Source organism: Bradyrhizobium sp. USDA3516 (genome assembly GCF_057651995.1).
In genome coordinates this window covers 418,850-441,790 of sequence record NZ_JBYGYN010000006.1, presented here as the reverse complement: position 1 = coordinate 441,790, position 22,941 = coordinate 418,850, and the positions used below count along the sequence as shown (strand labels likewise).

Below are 22,941 nucleotides of genomic sequence, written 5' to 3'. Positions count from 1 at the left end.
TTCGCCTGCGTCGAATTGGCCGGCCTTAAACCGCGCGCGTTAACTTGTTGTCAATACATTTGACCAACGATTCTGGTCAGGAGAACCAGGCCATGAAGGGCTCATCCGACCGCAAGGGTCCCTCGTCGATGCATCTGCGCGCCAGCGAGACCACGGGCACGCACCTTGCGCATTGGCCGCCGCCGCTGCGCGGCAAGGAGAACAAGCCCGTCTTCATCAAGCATCCCGAAGGCGAGCCGGTGAAGCGCGCCAAGCCGCGCGGCTGGCGCCTGACCCGCGCGATCTTCTCCGAATTCGCCGACGAAGAATAGCGCGGTTCACGTCTCCGGCTTCTTGCCGCCTGTCTTCATCTCGCGATAGCGCGCCGCGCCGCCTTCCCGGATGGTCTGCGGACTGCGCTCCAGCGCCATCGCGTCGTCGGGTACGTCCTTGGTGATCACCGAGCCCGAGCCGATATAGGCGCCGGCGCCGATCGTCACGGGGGCGACCAGCGAGGAATTGGTGCCGACGAAGGCACCCTGCCCGATCACCGTCTTGTGCTTCTTGAAGCCGTCGTAGTTGCAGGTGATGGTGCCGGCGCCGATGTTGGAATTGGCGCCAACAGTGGCGTCGCCGATATAGGAGAGATGGTTGACCTTGACGCCGGCCTCCAGCGTCGCCGCCTTGGTCTCGACGAAATTGCCGATGCGCGCGCCGTCGCCGAGCGAGGTGCCGGGACGCAGCCGCGCATAGGGTCCGATCGAGACCTTCCTGCCGAGCGTGGTCTCGACGATGTGCGAGAACGAATGGATCACCGTGCCGTCCGCGATCGACACGCCGGGGCCGATCACCACGAACGGCTCGATCGTCACGTCCTTGCCGAACACGGTGTCAGTGGACAGATACACCGTCTCCGGCGCGATCAGCGTGACGCCGGCCTCCATCGCCGCCTTGCGCAAGCGCGCCTGCATTACGGCCTCGGCCTCGGCGAGCTGCGCCTTGGTGTTGATGCCGCGCACCTCGTCCTCGCTGGTTTCGATCACCACCGACTCCCATCCCTGCCTGCGGACGATTTCGACCGCATCCGTCAGATAATATTCGCCCTTGGAATTGGCATTGCCGATCCGCCCGAGAATGTCGAGCGCACGGCGGCCGTCGATCGCCATCACGCCGGCATTGCACAGATCGATCTTGCGCTCGTCCGCGCTGGCGTCGGCTTGCTCGCGGATCGCAACCAGGCGGTCGCCCTCGACGATGAAGCGGCCGTAGCCGGTCGGATCGGCGGCGCGAAAGCCGAGCGCGGCAATGGCGGCGCCGCGTGCGAGCGGCGCGCGCAGCCGCGCAAAGGTCCCGGCCGAGATCAGCGGCGTGTCGCCGAACGCGATCAGGAGATCGTCGGCGCCGCGTGCGATCGCCTCGCGCGCCGCCAGCACCGCATGCGCGGTGCCGAGCCGCTCGGCTTGCACGAAGGTCAGCGCGTCGGGGCGGATGCGCTTGGCCTCGTCGGCGACCGCCTGATGATCGGGACCGATCACGACCGCGAGCGAGGTGCCGGTTCCCTTGGGTGCAGCGGCCAGCACGTGGGCGAGCAGCGACTGGTGCGCGACCGGATGCAGCACCTTCGGCAGGCTCGATCGCATGCGCGTGCCTTCGCCGGCGGCGAGCACGATCGTAAGGCTGGAGCGGGCGGTCATCGAAATCCTGACAGCTATGGCCGAATTGGCGCGGACGGGCGGCAACGCCCTCGGAACTATCGCCTTGCTACCCCCGCAAACGCCCGGAATTCAAGTGCGGTGCGCTTTTCCTGTTAATGTTCCCTGATTGATTCGGGGAAGCCGGACGGGGCTGGGCGCTTAACATTCATGGCAAAGGATTCCGACCCACTGGCGGACGCCTTCTCCACCAAGGAGACCGGCGGGCTGTTCTCCGGACTTTTGGCCGAGGAAAGCGCCTTCGACCGCCGCATGATGTGGCGGCTGGGCTCGTGGGGCGTGGCGGCCGTCGGCGCCGTCGTCTTGGCCGTGATGGCCAACCAGGCCCAGCTCGGCTGGCGCCGCGACCAGGTTGCGTCCGCCGATCTCGCGCGCCAGGCCGACCGGCTGCAGCTGCTGACCAAGGAGAGCCAGAACGAAGCGCGCCGGCTCGCCGCCGCGATCGAGACGCTGAACAGCGACCGCGACCGGCTGTATTCGCGCGTCACGGTGCTGGAGCAAGGGCTCGATTCCGTGACAGGCGCCATCGCCAAGCAAGCCGCGACGCCGCCGTCAGGCGCGAAGCCGCAGGACGCAGCACCCGCGGCCGCAGCTCCCAGCATCGCGCCGGTCGCCTCGACGGCGACGAGCGAGAGGCCGCGCAGCGAAGCCGCCAAGGATGGTCAAAAGGATGGTCCGAAGGACGCTCAGAAGGAAACGTTGAAGGAGCCGCCGAGCCCGCCGCCGCAGACCGCGGCCGCCGCCTCGCTCGTGCAACAGAATCCGGCCATGACTTCAACGTTGCCGGCGATTCCGCTGGTGCCCGCCAAGTCGCTGATGGCGCCGCCGGATCCGGCCGCGTCGAAGCTGATTCAACCCGAAGCGGTTGAGCAGGCCGCCGAGAAGAAGGCCGAGCCGGCGCCCGCCGCGGTTGAAATCGTGGCAGCAGCAACCAAGCCGCCGGAGCCAGCCGAGAACGACCCCCCTGCCATCGCTGTTCAGCAGACGCGCTTTGCGATCGATCTCGGCGGCGCCAACTCGATCGACGGCCTGCGCGCGCTCTGGCGCGGCGTGACCAAGTCCAACCCGGAGATCGCAGCGCTGCGGCCGATCATCATGATCAAGGAAGGCAACACCGGCCTCGGCATGCAGCTCCGCCTGGGCGCCGGCCCCCTGGTCAATGCCGCCGCCGCCGCAAAATTCTGCGCGAGCCTCGCCGAGAGCAATCGACACTGCGAGACCACCGTATTCGATGGCCAGCGCCTATCGATGCGTGGCGGTCCGGACAAGACGCAAGAGAAGACTCAGGACAGAGTCCCGGGCAAGGGTTCGGAGACGAGCCAGGACGCTGGCCCTGCAGCCGAAACGGCGCCTGTGTCGAGCGCGAAGCCTGAAAAGCCGCAACGCCGCCGCAGCTACTCCTCAAAACGCACCAAGCGCGAGGAGCCCGCCCCCGCTCCCGCCGCGCAGCCGGCACCAGCGCCGGCGAAACCGGAGGCGGCAGCGTCGTCCGCGGGATCGACGCTGTCGTCGTTCTTCAGGCGGCCATGACGCCTCGATCCCTGCGCGCACGCAGCCAGCATGCGACCAACGGACGCTTGGACCTCGGCCGCGCTTGGCAGCAAGTTCGCAGGTCCATGTCCGACGTGCGCGAAGCGTCGTCCCTCCAGAAACGCGGGTCTTGATGAACGAACTGGATGATGTGCTGAGGCTACTCGTCGCGGCGGCTACGGGCCTCGTGATCGGCATCGACCGCGACATGAACGACAAGCCGGTGGGCATGCGCACCCTGGCGCTGGTGGCCTTGGGCTCTGCGCTGATCTCGATTTCCGTGATCGAGTTTCAGAATTTGCGCGACCACCCGGATGCAGTCTCGAGGGTGGTCCAAGGCATTGTTACCGGCGTGCTGAGCGGCGTCGGCTTCATCGGTGCGGGCGTCATCCTGCACGACGTCAAGGCCAAGACGGTTCATGGCCTCACTACGGCGGCGACTGTCTGGATCGCTGCCGGTCTTGGCATCGCCTGCGCGCTGGGCGCCTGGCTGCTGGTGGGCGCCGCCATCGCAGTCACGTTATTCGTGCTGTTTGCGCTCAGCTGGCTCGAACGTCGCCTGGGGTTGAAGTAAGTCTGGTAGTCGCACACGGCCGGTGAGCGGCTTCATGCCTCCCCCAAGTACCAAATGATACGAACGAGACCAACCTGACACGGCACACTCCGCACCGGACTCGATTCGGAGCGGAGATGACGGACGCGAACTTTCTGCGGGAGCAACTCGCGTTGATCCGCGAACTGGCCGACCGCGCCGATCCCCACATCAGGAAGCGACTGCTCGCCTTGGCTGAAAAATACGAGCGCCGGCTCGCGGAGCAGAGCCGGGAGACGCAAAGTCGCGCCTGATCGCCGTTGATGCCCTTTGATCGCCCTTTTCATCCCCTTGGCGCAGGCGATGACCTATTCCATGCGTGCCTTTTCCTTCAGATCGCGGATGCGCATCTCCGCCTCCTCCTTGGACCGGACGATGTCCGACCAGTCCTCAACCCGCGCCTCCTTGCTCAGCCTCTTGAGCTCGCTGAGCTGCTCCTGCGTCGGCTTGTCCATGGCTCACTCCTCGACGGCAATGTGTTTGGCAACACATGTTGAGAACCAGCGGGAGGCTCGCGTGTTCCTGGACGGTGCCCGGGCAGATCAACAGAAACCTCGCCTGCCCTGTTGCCTGGCCGCGCCTTCCCGACCATATTGCCGCCATGACAAAGAAGCCCTTCCGCCTCACGCCCTACCAGGTGCAGTTCCTGCTCGTGGTCGGTTTCGTCACCGTCGGCTGCGCGCTCTACGTGCGCTATCTCGCGATCGAGTTTTCGCAGGTCGCGCTCGCCTGCGACGCCGGGCTTCAGACCCTGGTCTGCAAGTCGCGGTCGGTCGCGACCGTGCTGTTCAAGAATTCGGTGTTCGGCATCGTGGCGCTGGTGGTGGCGACACTGAACCTGATGCGGCCCTCGATCGTACTGCTCACGGTCGGCCTCATCGCCGCCGGCCTCGGCATCGTGCTCTACAATGTCGTGCTGTCGGGCCTGGCGATCGGCCTGCTCATTCTTGGCTTTGCTCGGCCCGCGCCCGCCACAGCGTGAGGGCGAACAACAGATAGATCGCGCAGGTCCACAGCGACTGCCAATTGTCGCGGCCTTCGTTGAACAGCACGTACACGGCCGACAGCGCCAGCACCCCCGCGAACACCGCTTCGGCGATCGGACGCTGGCCGATCTGCGGCCGGTTCAGCATCAGAAGCGCGAACGGCACCACCGCCATCGTCAGCGCGGCGTAGGGAAAATCCTTGTAGCGCGGGTCGAACACGAAGCCGAGCGCGGTCGCGGAAGCGATCACCGCCGTCACCGCCAGCGTCAGGCCGAGCACCGCGGTGAGCTTCGACCATTTCCTCCCCTCGCGCGGGCCGAGCAGGTCGAGGAAGGTCGGCAGGCTGCGGCCGATCACCATCGCCTGCGCGCAGAAGATCGGGGACAGGATGCCGGCCAGCAGCAACGCGCCCCAGAGCAGCCAGCCGCCGATCCCGTAGCTCTCGTAATACATCTTGTCGGCGCCGATCCCGAGCAGGATTCCGGCGGTCGTCGCCGAGATGCCGACGCCGAGCCAGGCCGGGAAGCGCGGCGTCCACGGCCGGCGGCGCAACGTGATCAGCGCGACCGCGAACACCAGCACGGACAGCCCCATGCCGGCGCCCATGTACCATTTCCAGTACGGGAAATTGCTGATCGGCTCGCCGGGCGGATATTTCAGGGTCCGGCGCACCGAATCGTACAGGCCCCAATAGCCGCCGACGGTGCCTTCCAGCTTGCGCTTCCAAGGCTGGTCGTAGGACTCGATCAGGTTGACGCGAAACTTCTGCGCCTTCGCAAGGCTCAGGATTTCCGAGACGACACGCGCCTGGTTGGTGCGCGAGGGCAGTGCGCCGTCGCGCATGCGGCCCGCGCTCGGCCAGCCGGTTTCGCCGATCAGGATCTCCTTGCCGGGAAACGCCACCGCCATGCGCTCGCGGATCTGTTCGACATGGGCGGCGGCGAACTTCGCCCGGATGGGGAGATCCTCCCAGTAAGGCAGGATGTGGATCGTGACGAAATCGACCGCGTCATAGACCTCGCGATTCTTCAGCCAATATTCCCACACATCGGCATAGGTGACGGGCACGCCGACCTGCGTCTTCACCAGGCGGATGAGAGCGACGAGGTCCGCCGTCGTCATCTCACCGCGCAGCAGCACCTCGTTGCCGACGATGACCGAGGTGATGACGTCAGGGAATTGCTTGATGAGGCGAATGGCGAGCCCGACCTGCTCGTAATTCTTGGTGCGGTTGCTCGAGAGCCAGATGCCCTGCAGCACCTTCATCCCGCCGACCTTGGCGGCGATCGCCGGCACCTGGTCGAGCCCGTTCTCCAGCGAATAGGTGCGGACGCAGCCGGTGATCTCCTTGAGCTGGCGCAGATCCTGCTCAATCTGGTCGGCCTCGATATGGGTCCATGCGTCCAGCGGCGACTGCTCGCCGCGGAACGGCGCGTAGGAGACGCATTGAACCTTGTCGGCGGGATCGATCGGGGCGCGCGCGAGCGTGATCGGCGTGGCAAGCCACCACCACACGGCAGCGATCGCACCCAATGAGACGAGCAGAAGCGCCAGTGGCGTACGAAGAGAAATCGGTTCCGTCCTCCGCGAAGGGCCGTCGATTACCTTCTCGCACGCCATCTGCCAAGGGGGCACGCCCGATGGATCCCTTGCGCCCCCAAGGAATTCCCCCAGGGAGTTTACCTGCGGCCGTTCGACCGTGATCTAGGATCGTGACTTTGCTGGACAAAATTCGAAATACAGGTCATGGACTCCGAAAGACTTTTCCGCCGCATTGGAGACCCATTTGGACGCCATCAGCTGGCGCGTCCGCGGGGCTCCTGACGCGGACGGCCAGCGGATACATTGGGGAATTCATGCGGCAACGGGTGTTCGAGTTACGAAATGCGGTCCTGCGGCAGTTCGCCGCCACCTTGGCCGTCTCCTGCCTGCTCGCTCTGACCGGTATCGGCGGTGCCCTCGCCCAGAGCGGCGCGCCGGGCCCCGACCAGGGCAAGGCGGCCGCCCAGCCCGCCGATGCCGCCAAGGACGCCGCCCAGAATCAGCGCCGCACCGACGAATTCGCGGAAGCCGCCCAGGTCATCAACGGCCCGGCCGGCAATCCCGAATGCGTCTGGCTCGGCCGGCGCGTGGTGCGGCTGATGTGGCGGGATGACCTCGATACTGCGTTCCGCCATCTCGACCTTTATGACCGCTTCGGCTGCCCCGGCGGCCACATCCAGGCCGCGTTCCGCTGCCTGACCCGCTTCGGCGGCCAGATCGATCCCAAGGTGGCCGAAACCCTGGATAGCCGCGTGCACGCATGCTGGATCAACCCGGCCGCCCAGCCGCAGCAGGCCGCGGCCGCCGCTTCCCAGTCGGCAGCCCCGGCCGCTAACGCGCAGCCGCAGCCGGCCGCGAGCCCCTCGCCCGCGGCAAGCCCGTCCCCGACCCCGGCGAAATAGCTCGACTTCCAGAATAGGTCTGCCCGTTTCAGCTGCCGTTCAGGAACGATCGGCCATAGAGACGGTTGGCACTGCCGCGCGTTCGTTCGAAAAGGCCATGCCCTCATACGGACATGAGGCCATGACAGTTGTGAAACCGCGTGGCAGAGATATGCTTCCTTTGCCGCGGACACGGTCGGATCTCGGGGTCGGATCCGCTTCCCTGCCACCTCAGCCCCTATTGGTTTAGCCGCGATGCGCGTTGTCGCCGCCGTTCTGTTGCTCGTGTCTGCGCTCCACGCAGGCATCTGGGGAGTCCTGCGCGACAGGGAACCCGCGCCTGACTTCAAGGGCCTGGTGCCGAGCCTGTCCTATACGCCGTTCGAACCGGGCCATGTCGTCGACCTCAACGTCGACCCCGACAAGATTCGCGCGGACTTGAAGAAGCTCTCGACCCTCACCCGAGCGATCCGGTCCTACACCGCGACGGAAGGCAGCGAGCTGGTGCCGCCGATCGCGGCCGAGTTCGGCCTCAAGGTCACGGTCGGCGCGTGGATCGACAAGGACGAGGATCGCAACGAGCGGGAGATCAAAGCCGCCATCGAGCTCGCCCGCAAGAACAGCAACGTGATCGGCATCGTGGTCGGCAACGAGGTGATCTACCGCGGCGAGCTGAAGGTCGAGGACCTCATCACCAAGATCAAGAAGGTCAAGAGCGCGGTCCGTGTTCCCGTGACGACGGGCGAAATCTGGAACATCTGGCGCGATTTTCCGGACCTCGCCTCCAGCGTCGACTTCATCGCCGCGCACGTGCTGCCCTATTGGGAAAACTTCCGTTCGGATCAGGCCGTCGACCAGGCCGTGGACCGCTACAACCTGCTGCGCAATCAGTTCCCGGGCAAGCGCATCGTGATCGCCGAGTTCGGCTGGCCGAGCGCAGGCTATAATTTGCGCAACGCAGACCCAGGTCCGTTCCAGCAGGCGCTGACCTTGCGCAACTTCGTCACCCGCGCCGAAGCGCTCGGCATGGACTACAACATCGTCGAAGCCATCGATCGGCCCTGGAAGTTCTTCGAAGGCGGCGTCGGTCCGTATTGGGGCGTCCTCAATGCCAGCGGCGAGGCGAAATTCGCCTGGACCGGCCCGGTCGAGAACCCCGACTACTGGAAGCTGATGGGCATCGCGCTGCTGGTCGGCGTGCTGCTGTCGCTGCCGATCCTGCGGATAGAAAAGGCGACCGCGAGGCAAGCCTTCCTGCTGTCGGCGACCGCCAACGGCGTCGGCGCCTGGGCCGCGACCGTGTTCGCCTATTGGAACGGCCACTACTTCCTGTTCGGCTCGGCCTTCGCGCTGGCGCTCGGCATGATCCTCCTTGTTCCGCTGGTCCTCATCGCCATGGCGCGCATCGACGAGATCGCAGCGGTCGCCTTCGGCCGGCCGCCGCAGCGGCTGATCACGAAGCACAAGCCGGTCGAGAGCGTGCCCGAGGATTACTGCCCGAAGGTCTCGATCCACATCCCCGCTTATTTCGAGCCGGTCGAGATGCTGAAGCAGACGCTGGATGCGCTGTCGCGGCTGAACTATCCGAATTACGAATGCGTGGTGATCATCAACAACACGCCGGATCCCGCCTTCTGGCAGCCGATCCAGGACCATTGCCGCGCGCTCGGTGAACGCTTCAAATTCATCAACGCCGAGAAGGTGCAGGGCTTCAAGGCCGGCGCGCTGCGGATCGCGATGGACCGCACTGCGGCGGATGCCGAGATCATCGGCATCCTCGATGCCGACTATGTCGTCGAGCCCGATTGGCTGAAGGACCTCGTGCCTGCTTTTGCCGACCCGCGCGTCGGCCTCGTGCAGGCGCCGCAGGAGCACCGCGACGGCGATCTGTCGATCATGCACTACATCATGAACGGCGAATATGCCGGCTTCTTCGACATCGGCATGGTCCAGCGCAACGAAGCCAACGCCATCATCGTGCACGGCACGATGTGCCTGATCCGCCGCGCCGCGATGGACATGGCCGGCGGCTGGTCGAGCGACACGATCTGCGAGGATTCCGATCTTGGCCTTGCCATCCAGGAGCTCGGCTGGACCACCCACTACACCAACACCCGCTACGGCGCGGGCCTGCTGCCGGATACCTATGAAGCCTTCAAGAAGCAGCGGCACCGCTGGGCCTATGGCGGCCTCCAGATCGTCAAGAAGCACTGGCGCCGCTTCCTGCCCGGTGCGAGCCGGCTGACCCCCGACCAGAAGCGCGAGTATAGCCTCGGCTGGCTGAACTGGCTGGGCGCCGAAAGCCTCGGCGTGGTCGTGGCGCTGCTCAACCTCATCTGGGTGCCGATCGTCGCCTTCGCCGACATCGCCATTCCCGACAAGATCCTGACGCTGCCGATCATCGGCGCCTTCATCGTCTCGCTGGTGCACTTCCTGTCGATGTACCGCGCCCGCGTCGCCATCAAGCCCGGCCAGATGCTGGGCGCCATGATCGCTGCGATGAGCGTGCAATGGACGGTGTCGCGCGCGGTGGCGCAGGGCCTGATCACCGAGCACATCGCCTTCGCCCGCACCTCCAAGGGCGGCCTCAGCCGGATGTCGATCGAGTTCCAGGCGTTCTGGGAAGCCGTGATCGGCACCCTCCTTCTGATCGGCGCCGGCGTGCTGATCGCCACCAACAGCTACAAGCAGATCACCGAGATCTACATCTTCGCCGGCGTCCTGATGCTGCAGAGCCTGCCGTTCCTCGCCGCGGTCGCCATCGCCATCCTCGAGCTCAGCCGCATCAACTCGTTCCAGTTCTGGCGCGACAGCGCCATCCGCACCGCCGAGCTGATCGGCCTGCGCCCGGTCGCGCTGCCCCACCCGACCGGCACGCCGCAAGCCGTGCCGAGCGAGGTCCGGCGGGAGACGAGCTGATCCTGCTCCACGCCGGTGTTCGGACCTCTTGCCCAAGCTCTTGCCCAAGGTCTTGCGCAAGCGTCACGAGGTCTTCGGCGTGGATGACCGGCCGCCAATTGAGATGAGAATTCCGGCCTAAGCGACGGATAGCCCGAGCAAATCCCCGCTGCTGCCGGGATCTTTGGCAACCACCCGCACTATTGACCTCCGCAGCCACTCCCCCTACACAGCGCGGGCCGACGGCATGATCCGGAAACAGCCGGTTTTCCCCGCAACGCGATCTCTAGGCGAAGCGGCAAGACATGCCTCTCCGAATGTCCGAACACGATGGCGATCTCTTATCTTAGCCATCAGCGGCCATGGGAGCGCGTAGCTCAGCCGGTAGAGCACGTGACTTTTAATCACGGGGTCCTGGGTTCGAGCCCCAGCGCGCTCACCAATAAAATCAGGTAGCAAAAAATTAAATGCCGTCCGGCTCAGCAGGTGGGCAGGAACAAAGGCCCCTGCTCTAGCTTGTTAGTCTCGCTGGCTCGTCGGCCGAGTTGGCGGAGGCGGCCCCGACCAGCCGACACCACGCTTTCTGCGCATGGTCCTCACGTCGCGGACGAAGAGCGCGACTGGAGGACGACTTGCGGGTTCTTGTAGCCGAAGACGAAGACCTGATCCGAGACGTGGTGGTCGACATCCTGGAGACGCACGGGCACGAGGTCATGCAAGCTGCCAGCGGTGAGCGTGCGCTTCAACTATGTGCCGAAGCCGCGCCTGATCTCTTGTTCACTGACATCAGGTTGGCAGGTTCGCTGACGGGCTGGGATGTTGCCATCCAGTGCAGGCAATCCAATCCGCGCATGCCTGTGATCTACGCGACCGGCTACACGCACGCCGCTCCGCGTCCGGTGTCCGGGAGCATCATGCTCCAGAAGCCGTTCGGTCTTGAACGCCTTTTGGAAGCGATGCAGTCGCTCGCGGGCGATTAGCTGCAGCCAGCCGCGGTCAATGCTCCGCTGGGCCGCTGTTCCAGAGCGGCCCTTGTTCTGGAGCGTGAACCGGGGGCCGCGCCTAGCGCCTCTTTGGCCGATCGGTTTCTGCTGATCGCGATTTGGGGTTGCCACCCTTGCGAATTTTCGGGGGCGGCTTGCCCTCGTGACTATGCCTCTCTTGCATTTGCTCGGCTGCGACTACGCGCGAGCGCAGGTCTTCCAGTTCGGAAAGCCCAGAAGCAAGCTCATCGAAACGCTGCTTCAGAACAGCGGTGTGATCGAAAGTGCCCATGTACGCCCCTCCGTCACCCGAGCCGACCGACAAGTGGGAAAATCATGCAATCGAGGAATGCAGAGGCGTGGAGCCAGTTCCTTTGAAGAGTGACGCGCCGTTGTCGCAGTTCGTGCGATGCGACTCGGCTCCTCCATCCGCGAACGCTCAGAGGCAGGCGTCACCGCTACGATCGCAAATCGCCCCCAGCGCCAGTGACGGCCCCGACCGTGGGGGGCTTTTGGGGTGTGAGGCCGGGGCCGCTGGAGGTGCTTGGACCTTTGGGGAAGGCCAAAGCCACCGAAGACTAGGAAAAATCGGCAATTACTTCTGCTCGCTTTCGCACATTGCTTGTACGTTTCGTTTGCGCAGAACGGAGCCAGTTGCCAATGAAGGACTATCTGGCGCAGATCGAGAAACTTCGCAAAGATGCGGCCGAACGCGCCTTGATCCGCGACTTGGCTACTGATCCAGCCAAGCGCGAAGTGTTCGACAGTTCGGAGCCACAGTGGTGGTCGACATGCTGAGCGGAGCTGCAGAGATGCCGATGCACCGCCAATCCAGATCAGCATGGGAACGTTTCGATCGGCGGTGAGTCCTACAGGCGCAATCCATCCCGTTTCCTCGTGGATCGAACGATGGAAAAAGCACTCGCCTATGCCATCTCGGCGGCCCTTGTGGGCTTCGGTCTCTTGATCTTTTTCGCCGGCCTGTCGTCCAGCTCGCCCGCCTTATGGACGATCGTCGCGCTGGTCCCGATCACGATCGGGATCGTGAGCGCCTTCGGTCCTGTGTGACTTCATGTGGAAACCAGGCTTTAGGTCAGCCCGTCTGTATTTTCCGAATCGGGAACCCGTGTCGCTCTCTCGTAGCTTCCAACCGCTGGTGACGCGCGTGAGCCATTTCGTCTCGATGCTTCTGCTTGCGACGGCCCTGGTCCTGACGTTGTGCTTCGGAGTGGCGGCCTGGCGCCTCTCCGCAGACAAAGAGGCCGACATCACTGCCACGATTTCCCATCAGGAATACGGTTGGAGGCCAAGGCCCAGCAACTGAAACTTTGACAAACCCGCTGACATCGCGCCGGAAACGTGTAGGATTCCCCAAAACCGGAGGAACGGCATGTTTGAAATCAACGGTTTCGACACGGCGGGCGTCGTCAATCTCAAGCGGTCCTCGCTCGCCGCGGCTCTCAAAAAGGCCAGGGAGCTGGTCGAGGACGGGTGCTGGGACGTTCAGGTCGTTGATCCCACAGGCCGGGTCTATACTTCGTTCGAGGAGAAAGCGGCCTAGCTAGGACGCATCCTCAGCTCTCCGGCCCCGCCGCCGCAGCCGGCACGCTCAACGGCGCCCCTCCGATCGACACCGGGCCCAGAGGCCCCAGCGGCTTGGGCTCGCGCACCAGCCGCTTGCGCATCGCGGCGGACAGTCCGTAGCGCGCATTCGCTCGGCGAACGGACGACGTCACGTCCGACATCATCACATTCTGCAGCGAGTCGACCTTCGCGATCAGCGTCGACAGCTGCGAGGAGATCTTCTTCACGTCGACCCGCTCGTCGGTGATGCTCTGCCGTAGCGACAGCAGCAACAGCGAATCCTGCTGCAGCAGAGCCGAGTTCTGATCCGCCGTCTGGCTGTTCTGCTGCAGCAACGCGGTGTGTTGCTGCTGCGCCGCCTGAATGTCCTTCAACGCAGCGATGACGGGGTCCGGCTTCGGCTCGGGCGCTTCCGGGCGCGGAAGCAGCTCGGCCAGGCGAGCGACGTTCAGCGAGGAAAAATCCGCCGGCGAGGTGTAGACGGCCGCCGCGCCGTTGATGGCCAGCGCACAAAGTGCAAAGGCCATGATCGATTTGCGGCTGGATCGCTTGATCGGCTCCGGAATGGAGGGAGTTTCGGCTTGCTGCGCTGCCGCGGCATCTGCCAACGCGACTGCGTCGAGTTCCTCGGCGAAGCTGGCCGTATCCATGGTCGCGGTCATCTGCGTTGACCCCAATGAGCGAGCAACAGGCAGCCGCCCTGGAACGTCCTCGCGACGCGTCCTTGTACGCAGCACCCTTACACAACTGCCTCAAATTGTGAGCATTTTGAATTAATTCCAGGTTAGCGTCGCGGCCGGCGGACCGTCTCGGCGGTCCCGTCCGATTACGGATTCAGCCCCAGCGCACACCGGGATCGGCCGGCACGCCGCGGCGACGGAAGGCGATCCTCGCGGATTTCCCGAAGACGAGACGAAGCGCCACGACGGCTGGGCAAGCGTCCGATCCGTCCGAAAACCCCAAATCTATCCGGATTTGAGAGTCTCAAAGACGCGCTTCAGCCTCGACAAAACCTATTTTCGCGATAAGGTTGAGACATTTCATATATTCTTTTTTTGAGGGAAGCATGAGCAGAATCTTGGCGGCGAACGGACCGTTGCGCGTCCGCGCCATTGCAGGCTCGCAAGTTGTTTTGATGGCTCTGGATATGGAGCCCGAAGCTCGAAAAGGGCTGCGCGGCTTCGCGTTTCAGGTTTCGCACAGCGGCCGCCCTGCCCGCTGGCTCAAAGGCACCAAATATTTCGAAAGCGTCGTCGAAAATCCGGTCAAGGGCGCGAAATACTCGACGCTAGAGCATCCGGTGCAGAGCTTCCTGTGGTCGGACTACGAGGCCGATCCCGAGATCAACTATGAATATACGATCATTGCGCTGTATGGCGAGCCCGGAGCCATGGAGCAGCGTCACAGGATTACGTTCCAAATCCGAACAGAGCCCGAAAACGATGGCAAGCATGGTGTTTGGTTCAACCGCGGCGTGGTGGCCAGCCGCGCGTATTCGGTCGACCTGCAAAACACGAAGCTGACGGAGGAGATGTACAACCAGGTCGACGACGAGTTTCGAGTGACGGAGAAGCACTCCGTCTGGCTGTCGCGAGGCCTGCAGGAGGCATGCGTAAACTATATCAACTCCGTGCCGCCGGGTGACAAGCTGCGCGTCTGCGCTTACGAATTCACGTATGACCCTCTGTTGAAGTCGCTCAAGGCAGCGATCAAACGCGGAGTCGACGTCAACATCATCTATCACAAGACCAACGAAAACGATAAGGCGATTCAGCGGGTCAAGCTGCCAGCGTCCAAGTTGATCGAACGGACGCGCCCTCCGATACCCCACAACAAGTTCATCGTTTGGCTCGACAACAAGAGCAAGCCGCTATCCGTCTGGACCGGATCAACCAACTTCACGCCTTCGGGCTTTATGGGGCAGACCAACGTTGGGCACCTCGTGACGGACGACAGCGGCGAAGATGGCGCCATCCCTGTCAAATTCTTCGAATATTGGAAGGTGCTTTCCGGCAATCCCACCGCCAAGCCCGCACGGCTGGCGGCGGTCGCACTCACCCCGAACCCGCCGAACGTCGTGCCGGAAGAGCCGGTCACGGCGATCTTCTCTCCGCGGGTGGCCAACAACCTGCTCGATTGGTACGGAAAACGAATCGAGGATGCACAAACCTCGTCGATGTTCACGGCTGCGTTTACGGTCGATCCCATTCTGCTTCGTTCGCTCGGCAAGGCAAAAGACTCGATGCGGTTTGTGCTTCTCGAGAAGCCTGCGACCGCCGACGCTCGCCGGGCTGAACGCGCCAGCCGCGGTCGATTGATCATGTCGAACGGCTCCGTGCTGGGCAAGGTGACCAAGACCTCTTTCAAAAATGAAACGGGAAAGGGCGGAACGAAACTCGTTCCTATTCCGAATTTTCCGCTCGAAGAGTGGTTCGTGGAAGAGGAGCTCGCCCGCAAGGACGGCAAGGGCTTCGTCTTCTTTGTTCACACGAAGTTCCTGCTCGTCGACCCGTTGTCGGACGACCCATTGGTGTGCACGGGCTCGGCCAACTTCTCGGGCAATTCGCTGACTGCGAATGACGAGAACATGCTTCTGATCCGCGGCGACAAGCGCGTTGCCGATATCTACCTCACCGAGTTCGATCGCATTTTCCGCCATTTCTTCTTTCGAATGACGGCCAATCGAGCCGCCATTGCCGGACAGAACGAGGAAGAGGCCGCCAGGAAAGCAGCCTTGCTGGATCCGGGGGCAGAATGGATCGAGCCGTTCTTCCAGGATGGAAACTTCAAGAGCACGCGCAGGATCATGTTCTTCGCGGACACGGCGCTGAACTGGTCCACGCGGGCTGCAAAGGATCCTGATGTCTTCAAGGACGAGGAAGCACGCGCCAAGGAAAAGCGCGCCAAGGCGAACGCTGCGCGAAAGGGCGCCGCGGGATCGAAGAAGGCGGCTACCAAGCGGTCGAAGGGGCAGCCCGCAAAGAAGGCCGCCAAGAGCAAGTCGGCAAAGGGAGCCAAGAGCACAAAAAAGAAAGCGAAGAGAAAAAGGCCGCGAAGCTAGCGGGTAACTTTTCCTCGCCGCCAATGACGGGGTGCCGCCTGGGCCGCGAGGTTCACGCTTCTCGGCCGTCTTTTTTTGACCATCATGACTTTTGAAGCGGATCGCTTTTCGCCTCAGGAGGGCAAAACCATGCCTGCCATCCAGCCGGAGACAGATATTGCGCTCGATATCAGCTCCAGCCTCATTCGGTTTGCCACGGAAAACAAGGCCGGCCTGGCGACTGACGTCATTTCGAAGATCGAAGCCGCCCTCGACGCGCGCGCCACAAACACATGGACATTGGCCGTCGCTACGGACTTCTGGACGGCTTACGACAGGCTTTGCTCTCACCTGAAGCCTGTCACGGCCGATACATTCCGAGGCTCCGTGATACAGCCCCATGCGTCGTTTTGGGGGATCGGACCCACCTACTTATCGTCGTGGCCTCTGCGGTGCGCGCGACGATTTTCATACGCCTTGTTCGCGCTCCTCATCGCGACAGCTCTTTCGCTGTTTGTCACCGCTGCGGGCGATACACTCGTCAAGGAAATCGACGATCTGGGCAGACAAGGCGACATGATCGTCAAAAATATCCGCAATCTTCTCATCGATACGCCGAACGGCATATCGTCAGATACAACTCTCTCCGATCTGTCGCTGCCAAAGGCCACGAAACAATGGGCCCACGACCTGAATGAGAACGTGCTTAAATTGTTTCTGACGTCAGACCAGCTTTATGAAAAGGCCAATGCCACGGTGTTTCGGATGTTGTTCGTCAGCGTCTATCCTGACTGCCCCCGACCGCCATCATCGTCAGATGGTTGTTATGACAAAGGCGGCTTGAACGATCAGACGAAGATGAAGGATCTGCAGGAGAACCTCGTCAATTTCTTCAACTATTTCGAGACGCGGCGCGAAGTCGAAAGGCGGAGAGATCAGGCTGCCACCCGGCTTCAAATGTTGAAAGTGTGCTTCTTGCCGGCCCTGCTCGGCATGCTCGGAGCCTGCACGTATGTCGTCAGAATGATCTCCGAACAAGTCCGCGAAAGCACCTTCACGAGCACCTCTGGCTTGCGGCACCTTCTCAGGGTTGTGCTTGGTTCAATCGTGGGCATCGTCATCACCGTGCTCTGGACGAAGGGCGCACCGGAAGGAATCTCCGTCTCGGCCCTTTCGTTCATCGCCGGCTATTCCATTGAGCCGGTCTTCGCGACTATCGATGCCATCGCGGAGAAGTTTCGAACGTAGGACTTGGATGCCCAAGGCCGTTCGTAGCGGTTCAGCTGGGTTTGATGCCCTTCCGTGAGCACTTCCGGCACATCGCCTTGGGCAGGACCACCGGCTATCGCAAGCCGGCCAGCCGGCCCCCCAGAGAACGCGTTAAGCCGCCGCCAGTCACGCCATGCCGCGGGCACGATTGAGGCGAACGCAAAACTTCTTATGCCGGAAGCACTTAGCTACTGTGCATGGGGTTGTTTTCGCGACTTGATGTGCCTACCCCTCGTCCAGCAGCTCGAACAGCTCCTCCACCCGCTCGAACGGCGCATCGCGCATCGGGCTGTGATAGACGACGCGGTCGCCGTCGCGTTGCAGCGACTTGCCCCGCGACTTGCGCAGGCGTCCGGGCAGGAACGTCACCGCCGCAGCTTCCGGGCCGACGTCGAGGCGGATGATGCCGCGTCGCTTGCATTCGATCCTGAGCTTGGCCGCGGCGAAGAAATCGCGCGCGAGCTTGGGCAAGGGTCCGAAGCGGCGGGAGGTTTCCTCCTCGAGGTCGTCGAGGTCGTCCTCGTCGTTGCATCGTGCGGCGCGGGCATAGAGCTCGAGCCGCACCGGCTCGGACTGCACATAGCTCTCGGGCAGCATGTCCCCGACCGGCAGGTTGAGATCGGGCACCCACAGCTGCTCGTCGCTCTTCTCCGAGGCCATCTTCAGCAAATGGCTGTAGAGCACCGGCCCGAACACCTGGACGTGGCCGGATTGCTGCTCCGAGAACAAATCGCCGGCGCCGCGCAGGTCGAGGTCACGCTCGCTGATGGCAAAGCCCGCGCCCGGCCGGCTGAACTCCTCGAGCACGGCGAGGCGCTTCTCGGATTGCCCGGACTCGGTCTCGGTGAGCAGATGCGCGAAGGCACGGATGCCGCTGCGGCCGACCCGTCCGCGCAGCTGGTGCAGCTGGGCGAGGCCGAACTTTTCCGGCCAGCACACCACGATGGTATTGGCGCGGGGGATGTCGAGGCCGCTCTCGACAATGTTGGTCGCGAGCAGGACGTCGGCATGGCCTTCGACGAAGTTCATCATGCGGTCGTCGATCTCGTCCGCCGCCAGCCTGCCGTGCAGGCAGACGATGCGCAGGTCCGGCGCCACGGCCCGCACCCGCGCCAGCATGGGATCGAGATCCTGGATGCGCGGGCAGATCAGGAAGCTTTGGCCGTGGCGGCGTTGCTCGCGCAGCAGCGCCGAGGCGATCGCCGCATCCGACAGCGGCGCGATCCTCGTTGCGACCGGAAGCCGGTGCACCGGGGGCGAAGCGATCACGCTGAGATCGCGGAAACCGGCGAGGCCCGCGGCGAGCGTGCGCGGGATCGGCGTCGCGCTCATCATCAGCACATGGACGTTCCTGGCGAGGCCGGCGAGCTTGGCCTTCTCCGCCGCGCCAAAATGCTGCTCCTCGTCGACGATGACGAGGCCGAGATCGTCGAACCTGACGTCCTTGCCGGTGAGCGCCTGCGTGCCGATCACGACCTTGATCCGGCCGCTGCGCAGGCCCTCCCTGGTCTCCCGCAGCGCCGCGCCCGAGGTCGCGCGCGATAGGTTGCCGACCTCGATGCCGAACGGGGCAAAGCGCTTCTGGAACGTCGCGACGTGCTGGCGGGCCAGCACCGTCGTCGGCACCGCGACCGCCACCTGCTTGCCCGACAGCACCACCGCGGCCGCCGCGCGCAACGCGACCTCGGTCTTGCCGAAGCCGACATCGCCGCAGATCACCCGGTCCATCGGATGGCCGGATGCGAGATCATCCAGCACGTCCCGGATCGCCTGGGCCTGGTCGATCGTCGTGAAGTAGGGAAAGCGCGCGACGAATTTCTCGTAGGCCGATCCCGGCGGCACCAGCTTCTCCCCGCGCCGCCGCCGGCGCTGGCTGATGTGCTTGGCGAGCGCCTTGCCGGCGATCTGGATCTCGCGCTCGGCCTCGCTGCGACGCGCCCACCATGTGCTGCCGTCCGCCTTGTCGAGCGAAACCTTGCCGAGCTCGGCGGCGTAAGGCCACATCAAGGCGAGATCGGGCGGCGGCACCAGCACCGCATTGTCGCCGGCGAACTTCAGCCGGATCATCTCGCGCATCGCGCCGCCGCCGGTGTTGACGGTCTGCAGCCCGTCGAGCACGGCAAGGCCGCGCTGGAGATGAACGACCACCGTGCCCTGCTCCGGCGCATCGGCGTGGTCGAAGGCCGCGCTCCAGGCGCGTGCCATCGGCTGCGGATGATGCGCGCGGCTGCCGAGCACGTCGGACGCCGTCACCACGACCAGAGGCTTCTTCGCCGGCACGACGAAGCCGGCATCGAGATCGGCGAGCAGCGCCGCCTCGCCGCCCCGCCCGCGCGCCGCCTCCTCCCAGTCTTCGCAACGCTCCGCCTTGACGCCGCTCATCCGCTCCATCACGCGCAGATCGTCCTCGTGCGCGGCGACGAGGATCAGCCGCGCCCCCGCCCGGCGCGTCTCCTCGACGAAGCCGCGCAGCGCCTTGCGGGAGGATGTCAGCTTCGAAAACTCGGGGATGGCCTGGACCGGCGCCGTTCGCGGCAGCACCTTGATGCCCTTGGAGAGCCGCTTCCAATCGCTGCGCCCGAGATATTCGCGCTGGCGCTCGCTGCGGGGCGCGGCCTCCTCGATCGTGTCGAGCCATCCCTCGGCATGCGAGGGGACGCTCGCATCGGCGATCCATTTGGCGCCCGCGCAATAATCGAACAGGGTCGCGCGCTTGCCGCCCTTGCCGGCAAGGCCGAGCCGTTCCGACATGGGATCGACAAGCAGCTCCCTGGTCTCGAAGATGATCCTGTGCTCATGCGGGTCGAACGCCACGATCCGTTTGATCGTGTGCTGCGAATGCTCGATCCGGAACGGCCCCAGCGCGCCCGCGGGAAATATCTCGAAGGTCTGGCCGTGGAACAGCGCACCGCCCGGATAGTCCGGCTCATCGTCGAGATCGTAACCGAGGGATTGGAGGCGGGACTCCAGCTCGTGCTCGGAGAACGCGCCTCCCACCTTCAAGCTCAGGCTCAGGCGTGACAGGCTGGCCGGCGGCGGCATCCGCTCCATCACCGCTTCCGCCGTCGATACGAGAAACACCGGCTTCTTGGATTTCGCGAGGCGCCTCAGCACGGAGGCCCTGCGCCCCGCGAGCTCGTGCGAGGGCTCCAGCTGATCGAACGGCAAGGTGTTCAGGCGCGGAAACACCAGCACCTCGCAGGCGGGGTCGAGCGCGTGAATGACGCTCCCGAGCCGCTCTGCCCTGTTCTCGCTCTCGGCGAGAAACACGATGCCGCCGCGTCCGGACTGCTTCCATTGTCCAAGCAGATGAAGGGCCATCATGCCGAGGGGCGACGAAGACGAGATCGTGGCGCGCTGCGATCCTTTGCTCTTCTTCGGCGGCTTCTTGGCCACCCTTGCCTTCCTGGAAAGCCTCACTTGGACCCGCTTCTGCTCTCGAACTGCCGCAACTGAATGCGAGCCGCCTTGCCCTCGAATCGGCAGCTCGGCGCCATGCATATGGGATTTGCCCTGCGAACGCACCCCTCCTCGACAACGTTCGAGGCGGCGGCGCGATCCCTTTCGATCTGGCTCTTGGCGCAAGAATGGAGACACGAAAAAGCCCCAGCGCTTGGAGCCACGCTGGGGCGTTTCGTTCAAAATGAATCGGTCAAGCAATGACGTCTTCATAGCAGCGGTTGCACCGCGCGCTTGTGAACTGGTTCACACCCCTTGTTGGCTCGCGATGTCCGGCGGCATCCAGCCAGGGCCGGCATTCAAGCTTTCTTCAGACATTTCGGATCAGCTGACGATCCATTTCAAAGCGATTGTCATCCGCGCATGAGTTCGGTCCAGGTTCAGTGCACGCGGTGCAAGAACGTGTTTCGCGATCGCGCCAACCGGTTGCAGGACGGCTATTCCAGGCAATGTCCGAGCTGCGAAATCGTGCTGTTCTTCGCCGAGGACTCGCAGCATCCTTTCATCAAGCGGGCGATGCGTAGCGCGCGCCAGGTCCGCAAGCAGATGCGGGAGCTCCAGGCTGCGAAGCTTGCCGCACCCGAGCCGGAGGTGGCGCAGTCGAGGAGATTTGCCGGACGGATGCGATCGGCGGCGCGGGAGGACTAACGCGCGATGCGATGAGGATGAACCGTCATCGCGCCTTAGGTTATTGTTTGAGCATGGTCTTTTCGGAAAACCGCTTCACGCTTTTCCGGATCATGCTCTAGCGGCTTAGCTTCGCCGCCGCTTGCGCGGAAACAGGCGGTCCCGGATGTAGCGCGAGGTCGCCGTCAGTCGGATGCCGCGGGGCTTGTGCCAGGCGGCGCGGTCGATTTCCTTCTTGTCGCCGATCGCCAGCCTGCCCTTGGCGGACTTGGCGATGAAGATCGCGTCGCTCATCTTGCGGCCGGAGCGCTTGTTCCTCGCCTTCACTTCCTTCCAGAGGCTGATCCGGCCGAGCTTCAGCTTGGGCAATTCCTCCTTGATCTCCCGCCGCAGGCAGTCCTTATCCGACTCGCGCGCACGCTTGCGGCCGCCCGGAAACATCCACAGGCCGTCCGACCGACGTCTGACCAACAATACCTTGCCGCGCCTGGCGGCAACCAGCTTGGAAGACTTTGCCATTGCTGCCGTTGTCGAAAACAGAATCGACCCAATGGTAACTTGTCTAGTCGAACAGACAAGTTAGCGGCGCGCCTTGATCACAGGCCGAACCGACCCGATCGCGGAGCGGCATGACGGGCAGACCGCACGCTGGCGGGCGCGAGGTCACCCCTTCCCCGCCTCCGCCCGGTCCTCGGTCCTGATCCAGGCCATCATCATTTCCCAGGCCACCGACAGGATGATCGGCCCGATGAACAGTCCGACGATGCCATGGGCCAGCGTGCCGCCGATCACGCCGACGAAGATCACGATGGTCGGGGTGGTCAGGCCGCGTCCCATGACCAGCGGCTTCAGCATGGTATCGATGAAACCGACGATGACGAGAAACACGGTGAGCAGCAGCGCCGTGGTGACGTCCTTGGCGGTCCAGATCCAGATGATGACAGGCAGCAGCACTAGGAAGGCGCCGATCTGCACGATCGAGAGCAGCAGCACGATGAAGGCAAGAAGGCCCGCGCTCGGCACCGAGGCTAGCTTGAAGCCGATGCCGGCGAGCAGCGCCTGGACGATCGCGACGCCGATCACGCCCTGCGCCACCGCGCGAATGGTCGCACCGGCGAGCGAGAGGAAATGCTCGCTTTGCTCCGGCACGATGCGAAACAGGAAGTTGCGGCCGGCCGCGACCAGGCGCGGCCCATGCGGAAACAGGAAGCCGGCCACGAACACGGAGACGAGAAACTGGAGCGTGCCAAGGCCGGCGTCGCCCGCGAGCGAGAGCAGCGGGCCGGCCAGCGGCTGGAGATACGGTGCCACCTCGCGCACCGCCGTCCGAACGTTGTTGTAGGCCTGATCCCAGAGCTCGTAGAGCCAGGGGCCGACCAGAGGCCAGGTCTTGAGCTGCTCCGGGGCCGATTGCAGCACAAGATCGCCGGTGCCGAGCTGGTGCGCCAGCTCACGCACGCCGTCCACCGCGCTGATGCCGAGCCAAGTCGCCGGACCGATGACGATACCCAGCGTGATCAGGGTCAGAATTGCTGCTGCGGTTTTGGGCCGGCCGCCCAGGATCTTGGCGACCCAGCTGAACGCCGGATAGAACGCGACCGCCAGCACGCCGCTCCAAGCCAGGATCGGCACGAATGGGCGGATGATCAGGAAGGTCCAGATGATCAGCAGGGCAAGCAGGCCGAGCCGGATCACGAGCTGGACGACGTCCTCGCCCGTCAGCAGCTGACGGAGGCTTTTCACGGGCACAGCTTTCCTTGCGGCATGAACGCAACTTCCGCGCTTGCGGGCCCAGCCGTTATTGCCAGCAATGCATCTGGCGTCAAGACGACCTGCTGCCGGATGCCGCATCGTCCGCC

The 22,941-nt window shown here is 64.0% G+C and carries 22 protein-coding genes and 1 tRNA gene; 15 read left to right on the top strand and 8 right to left on the bottom strand.

What is annotated here, in order from left to right:
* Positions 1-92: 92 nt before the first annotated feature.
* Positions 93-311: a hypothetical protein gene (locus AC24YW_RS21545; RefSeq protein WP_487484587.1), complete on the top strand. Its 219-nt coding sequence runs from the start codon at positions 93-95 to the stop codon at positions 309-311.
* Positions 312-317: 6 nt separating this feature from the next.
* Here AC24YW_RS21545 and glmU read toward each other — a convergent pair whose 3' ends face one another.
* The gene (glmU, locus tag AC24YW_RS21540) at positions 318-1,673 is read right to left on the bottom strand and encodes a bifunctional UDP-N-acetylglucosamine diphosphorylase/glucosamine-1-phosphate N-acetyltransferase GlmU (RefSeq protein ID WP_487484586.1); all 1,356 of its coding nucleotides are present in this window, start codon (positions 1,671-1,673) and stop codon (positions 318-320) included.
* A gap of 168 nt (positions 1,674-1,841) precedes the next feature.
* Here glmU and AC24YW_RS21535 point away from each other — a divergent pair, with 168 nt between their 5' ends.
* The 3 genes from AC24YW_RS21535 to AC24YW_RS21525 all read left to right on the top strand — a co-directional run bounded on the left by AC24YW_RS21535 (position 1,842) and on the right by AC24YW_RS21525 (position 4,067).
* Entirely contained in the window at positions 1,842-3,221 is a 1,380-nt protein-coding gene (locus AC24YW_RS21535; protein WP_487484585.1) for a hypothetical protein, read from the top strand.
* Positions 3,222-3,354: 133 nt separating this feature from the next.
* On the top strand, positions 3,355-3,795 hold the full coding sequence (locus tag AC24YW_RS21530) for an MgtC/SapB family protein (RefSeq protein ID WP_036012541.1): 441 nt from the start codon (positions 3,355-3,357) through the stop codon (positions 3,793-3,795).
* A gap of 116 nt (positions 3,796-3,911) precedes the next feature.
* Positions 3,912-4,067: a hypothetical protein gene (locus AC24YW_RS21525; protein ID WP_487484584.1), complete on the top strand. Its 156-nt coding sequence runs from the start codon at positions 3,912-3,914 to the stop codon at positions 4,065-4,067.
* Between the two features lie 54 nt (positions 4,068-4,121).
* On the opposite strand, the gene AC24YW_RS21520 is transcribed toward AC24YW_RS21525, so the two are convergent.
* Positions 4,122-4,268, bottom strand: coding sequence for a hypothetical protein (locus tag AC24YW_RS21520; protein WP_487484583.1), 147 nt, complete (start codon positions 4,266-4,268; stop codon positions 4,122-4,124).
* A 146-nt stretch (positions 4,269-4,414) separates the two neighbouring features.
* On the opposite strand from AC24YW_RS21520, the gene AC24YW_RS21515 reads away from it, so the two are divergent.
* Positions 4,415-4,795, top strand: coding sequence for a hypothetical protein (locus AC24YW_RS21515; protein ID WP_260370552.1), 381 nt, complete (start codon positions 4,415-4,417; stop codon positions 4,793-4,795).
* Here the strand turns inward: AC24YW_RS21515 and AC24YW_RS21510 are convergent.
* Positions 4,755-6,419, bottom strand: coding sequence for a glycoside hydrolase family 17 protein (locus AC24YW_RS21510; RefSeq protein ID WP_487484634.1), 1,665 nt, complete (start codon positions 6,417-6,419; stop codon positions 4,755-4,757). The two genes, AC24YW_RS21515 and AC24YW_RS21510, sit on opposite strands and share 41 nt — an antisense overlap.
* Positions 6,420-6,655: 236 nt before the next feature.
* Here AC24YW_RS21510 and AC24YW_RS21505 point away from each other — a divergent pair, with 236 nt between their 5' ends.
* From AC24YW_RS21505 to AC24YW_RS21490, 4 genes are all read left to right on the top strand, one after another.
* A complete protein-coding gene (locus AC24YW_RS21505; protein WP_487484582.1) occupies positions 6,656-7,243 on the top strand; it encodes a beta-1-3, beta-1-6-glucan biosynthesis protein in 588 nt (195 codons plus the stop codon).
* 234 nt (positions 7,244-7,477) lie between these two features.
* Entirely contained in the window at positions 7,478-10,141 is a 2,664-nt protein-coding gene (locus AC24YW_RS21500) for a glycosyltransferase (protein ID WP_487484581.1), read from the top strand.
* Positions 10,142-10,486: 345 nt separating this feature from the next.
* A tRNA-Lys gene (locus tag AC24YW_RS21495) sits at positions 10,487-10,562 on the top strand.
* Between the two features lie 190 nt (positions 10,563-10,752).
* Complete coding sequence (locus tag AC24YW_RS21490) at positions 10,753-11,100, top strand: response regulator (RefSeq protein WP_275512788.1); 348 nt, start codon at positions 10,753-10,755, stop codon at positions 11,098-11,100.
* A gap of 82 nt (positions 11,101-11,182) precedes the next feature.
* Here AC24YW_RS21490 and AC24YW_RS21485 read toward each other — a convergent pair whose 3' ends face one another.
* The gene (locus AC24YW_RS21485; protein ID WP_487484580.1) at positions 11,183-11,395 is read right to left on the bottom strand and encodes a hypothetical protein; all 213 of its coding nucleotides are present in this window, start codon (positions 11,393-11,395) and stop codon (positions 11,183-11,185) included.
* Positions 11,396-11,763: 368 nt separating this feature from the next.
* Here AC24YW_RS21485 and AC24YW_RS21480 point away from each other — a divergent pair, with 368 nt between their 5' ends.
* The 3 genes from AC24YW_RS21480 (at position 11,764) to AC24YW_RS21470 (ending at position 12,664) form a co-directional block, all read left to right on the top strand.
* Positions 11,764-11,901, top strand: a complete 138-nt coding sequence (locus tag AC24YW_RS21480) for a hypothetical protein (RefSeq protein WP_487484579.1) — start codon at positions 11,764-11,766, stop codon at positions 11,899-11,901.
* A gap of 111 nt (positions 11,902-12,012) precedes the next feature.
* Entirely contained in the window at positions 12,013-12,171 is a 159-nt protein-coding gene (locus AC24YW_RS21475) for a hypothetical protein (protein ID WP_164936882.1), read from the top strand.
* Between the two features lie 322 nt (positions 12,172-12,493).
* Complete coding sequence (locus tag AC24YW_RS21470) at positions 12,494-12,664, top strand: hypothetical protein (protein ID WP_487484578.1); 171 nt, start codon at positions 12,494-12,496, stop codon at positions 12,662-12,664.
* Positions 12,665-12,677: 13 nt separating this feature from the next.
* Here AC24YW_RS21470 and AC24YW_RS21465 read toward each other — a convergent pair whose 3' ends face one another.
* Positions 12,678-13,349: a hypothetical protein gene (locus tag AC24YW_RS21465; protein WP_487484577.1), complete on the bottom strand. Its 672-nt coding sequence runs from the start codon at positions 13,347-13,349 to the stop codon at positions 12,678-12,680.
* A gap of 404 nt (positions 13,350-13,753) precedes the next feature.
* Between AC24YW_RS21465 and AC24YW_RS21460 the strand changes: the two genes are divergently transcribed.
* The gene (locus AC24YW_RS21460; protein ID WP_487484576.1) at positions 13,754-15,748 is read left to right on the top strand and encodes a phospholipase D-like domain-containing protein; all 1,995 of its coding nucleotides are present in this window, start codon (positions 13,754-13,756) and stop codon (positions 15,746-15,748) included.
* A gap of 129 nt (positions 15,749-15,877) precedes the next feature.
* The gene (locus AC24YW_RS21455) at positions 15,878-16,975 is read left to right on the top strand and encodes a hypothetical protein (RefSeq protein ID WP_487484575.1); all 1,098 of its coding nucleotides are present in this window, start codon (positions 15,878-15,880) and stop codon (positions 16,973-16,975) included.
* A gap of 246 nt (positions 16,976-17,221) precedes the next feature.
* Here AC24YW_RS21455 and AC24YW_RS21450 read toward each other — a convergent pair whose 3' ends face one another.
* Positions 17,222-20,320 carry a DEAD/DEAH box helicase gene (locus AC24YW_RS21450; protein WP_487484633.1) on the bottom strand — a complete coding sequence of 1,033 codons (3,099 nt, stop codon included), beginning with the start codon at positions 20,318-20,320 and terminating at the stop codon, positions 17,222-17,224.
* Positions 20,321-20,818: 498 nt separating this feature from the next.
* Between AC24YW_RS21450 and AC24YW_RS21445 the strand changes: the two genes are divergently transcribed.
* Positions 20,819-21,103 (top strand): hypothetical protein, encoded by a 285-nt coding sequence (locus AC24YW_RS21445; protein ID WP_487484574.1) that lies wholly within the window; start codon positions 20,819-20,821, stop codon positions 21,101-21,103.
* 105 nt (positions 21,104-21,208) lie between these two features.
* Here the strand turns inward: AC24YW_RS21445 and AC24YW_RS21440 are convergent, their stop codons facing one another.
* On the bottom strand, positions 21,209-21,601 hold the full coding sequence (locus tag AC24YW_RS21440; RefSeq protein ID WP_487484573.1) for an NUDIX hydrolase: 393 nt from the start codon (positions 21,599-21,601) through the stop codon (positions 21,209-21,211).
* A gap of 144 nt (positions 21,602-21,745) precedes the next feature.
* Complete coding sequence (locus tag AC24YW_RS21435) at positions 21,746-22,825, bottom strand: AI-2E family transporter (RefSeq protein WP_487484572.1); 1,080 nt, start codon at positions 22,823-22,825, stop codon at positions 21,746-21,748.
* Positions 22,826-22,941 lie beyond the last annotated feature (116 nt).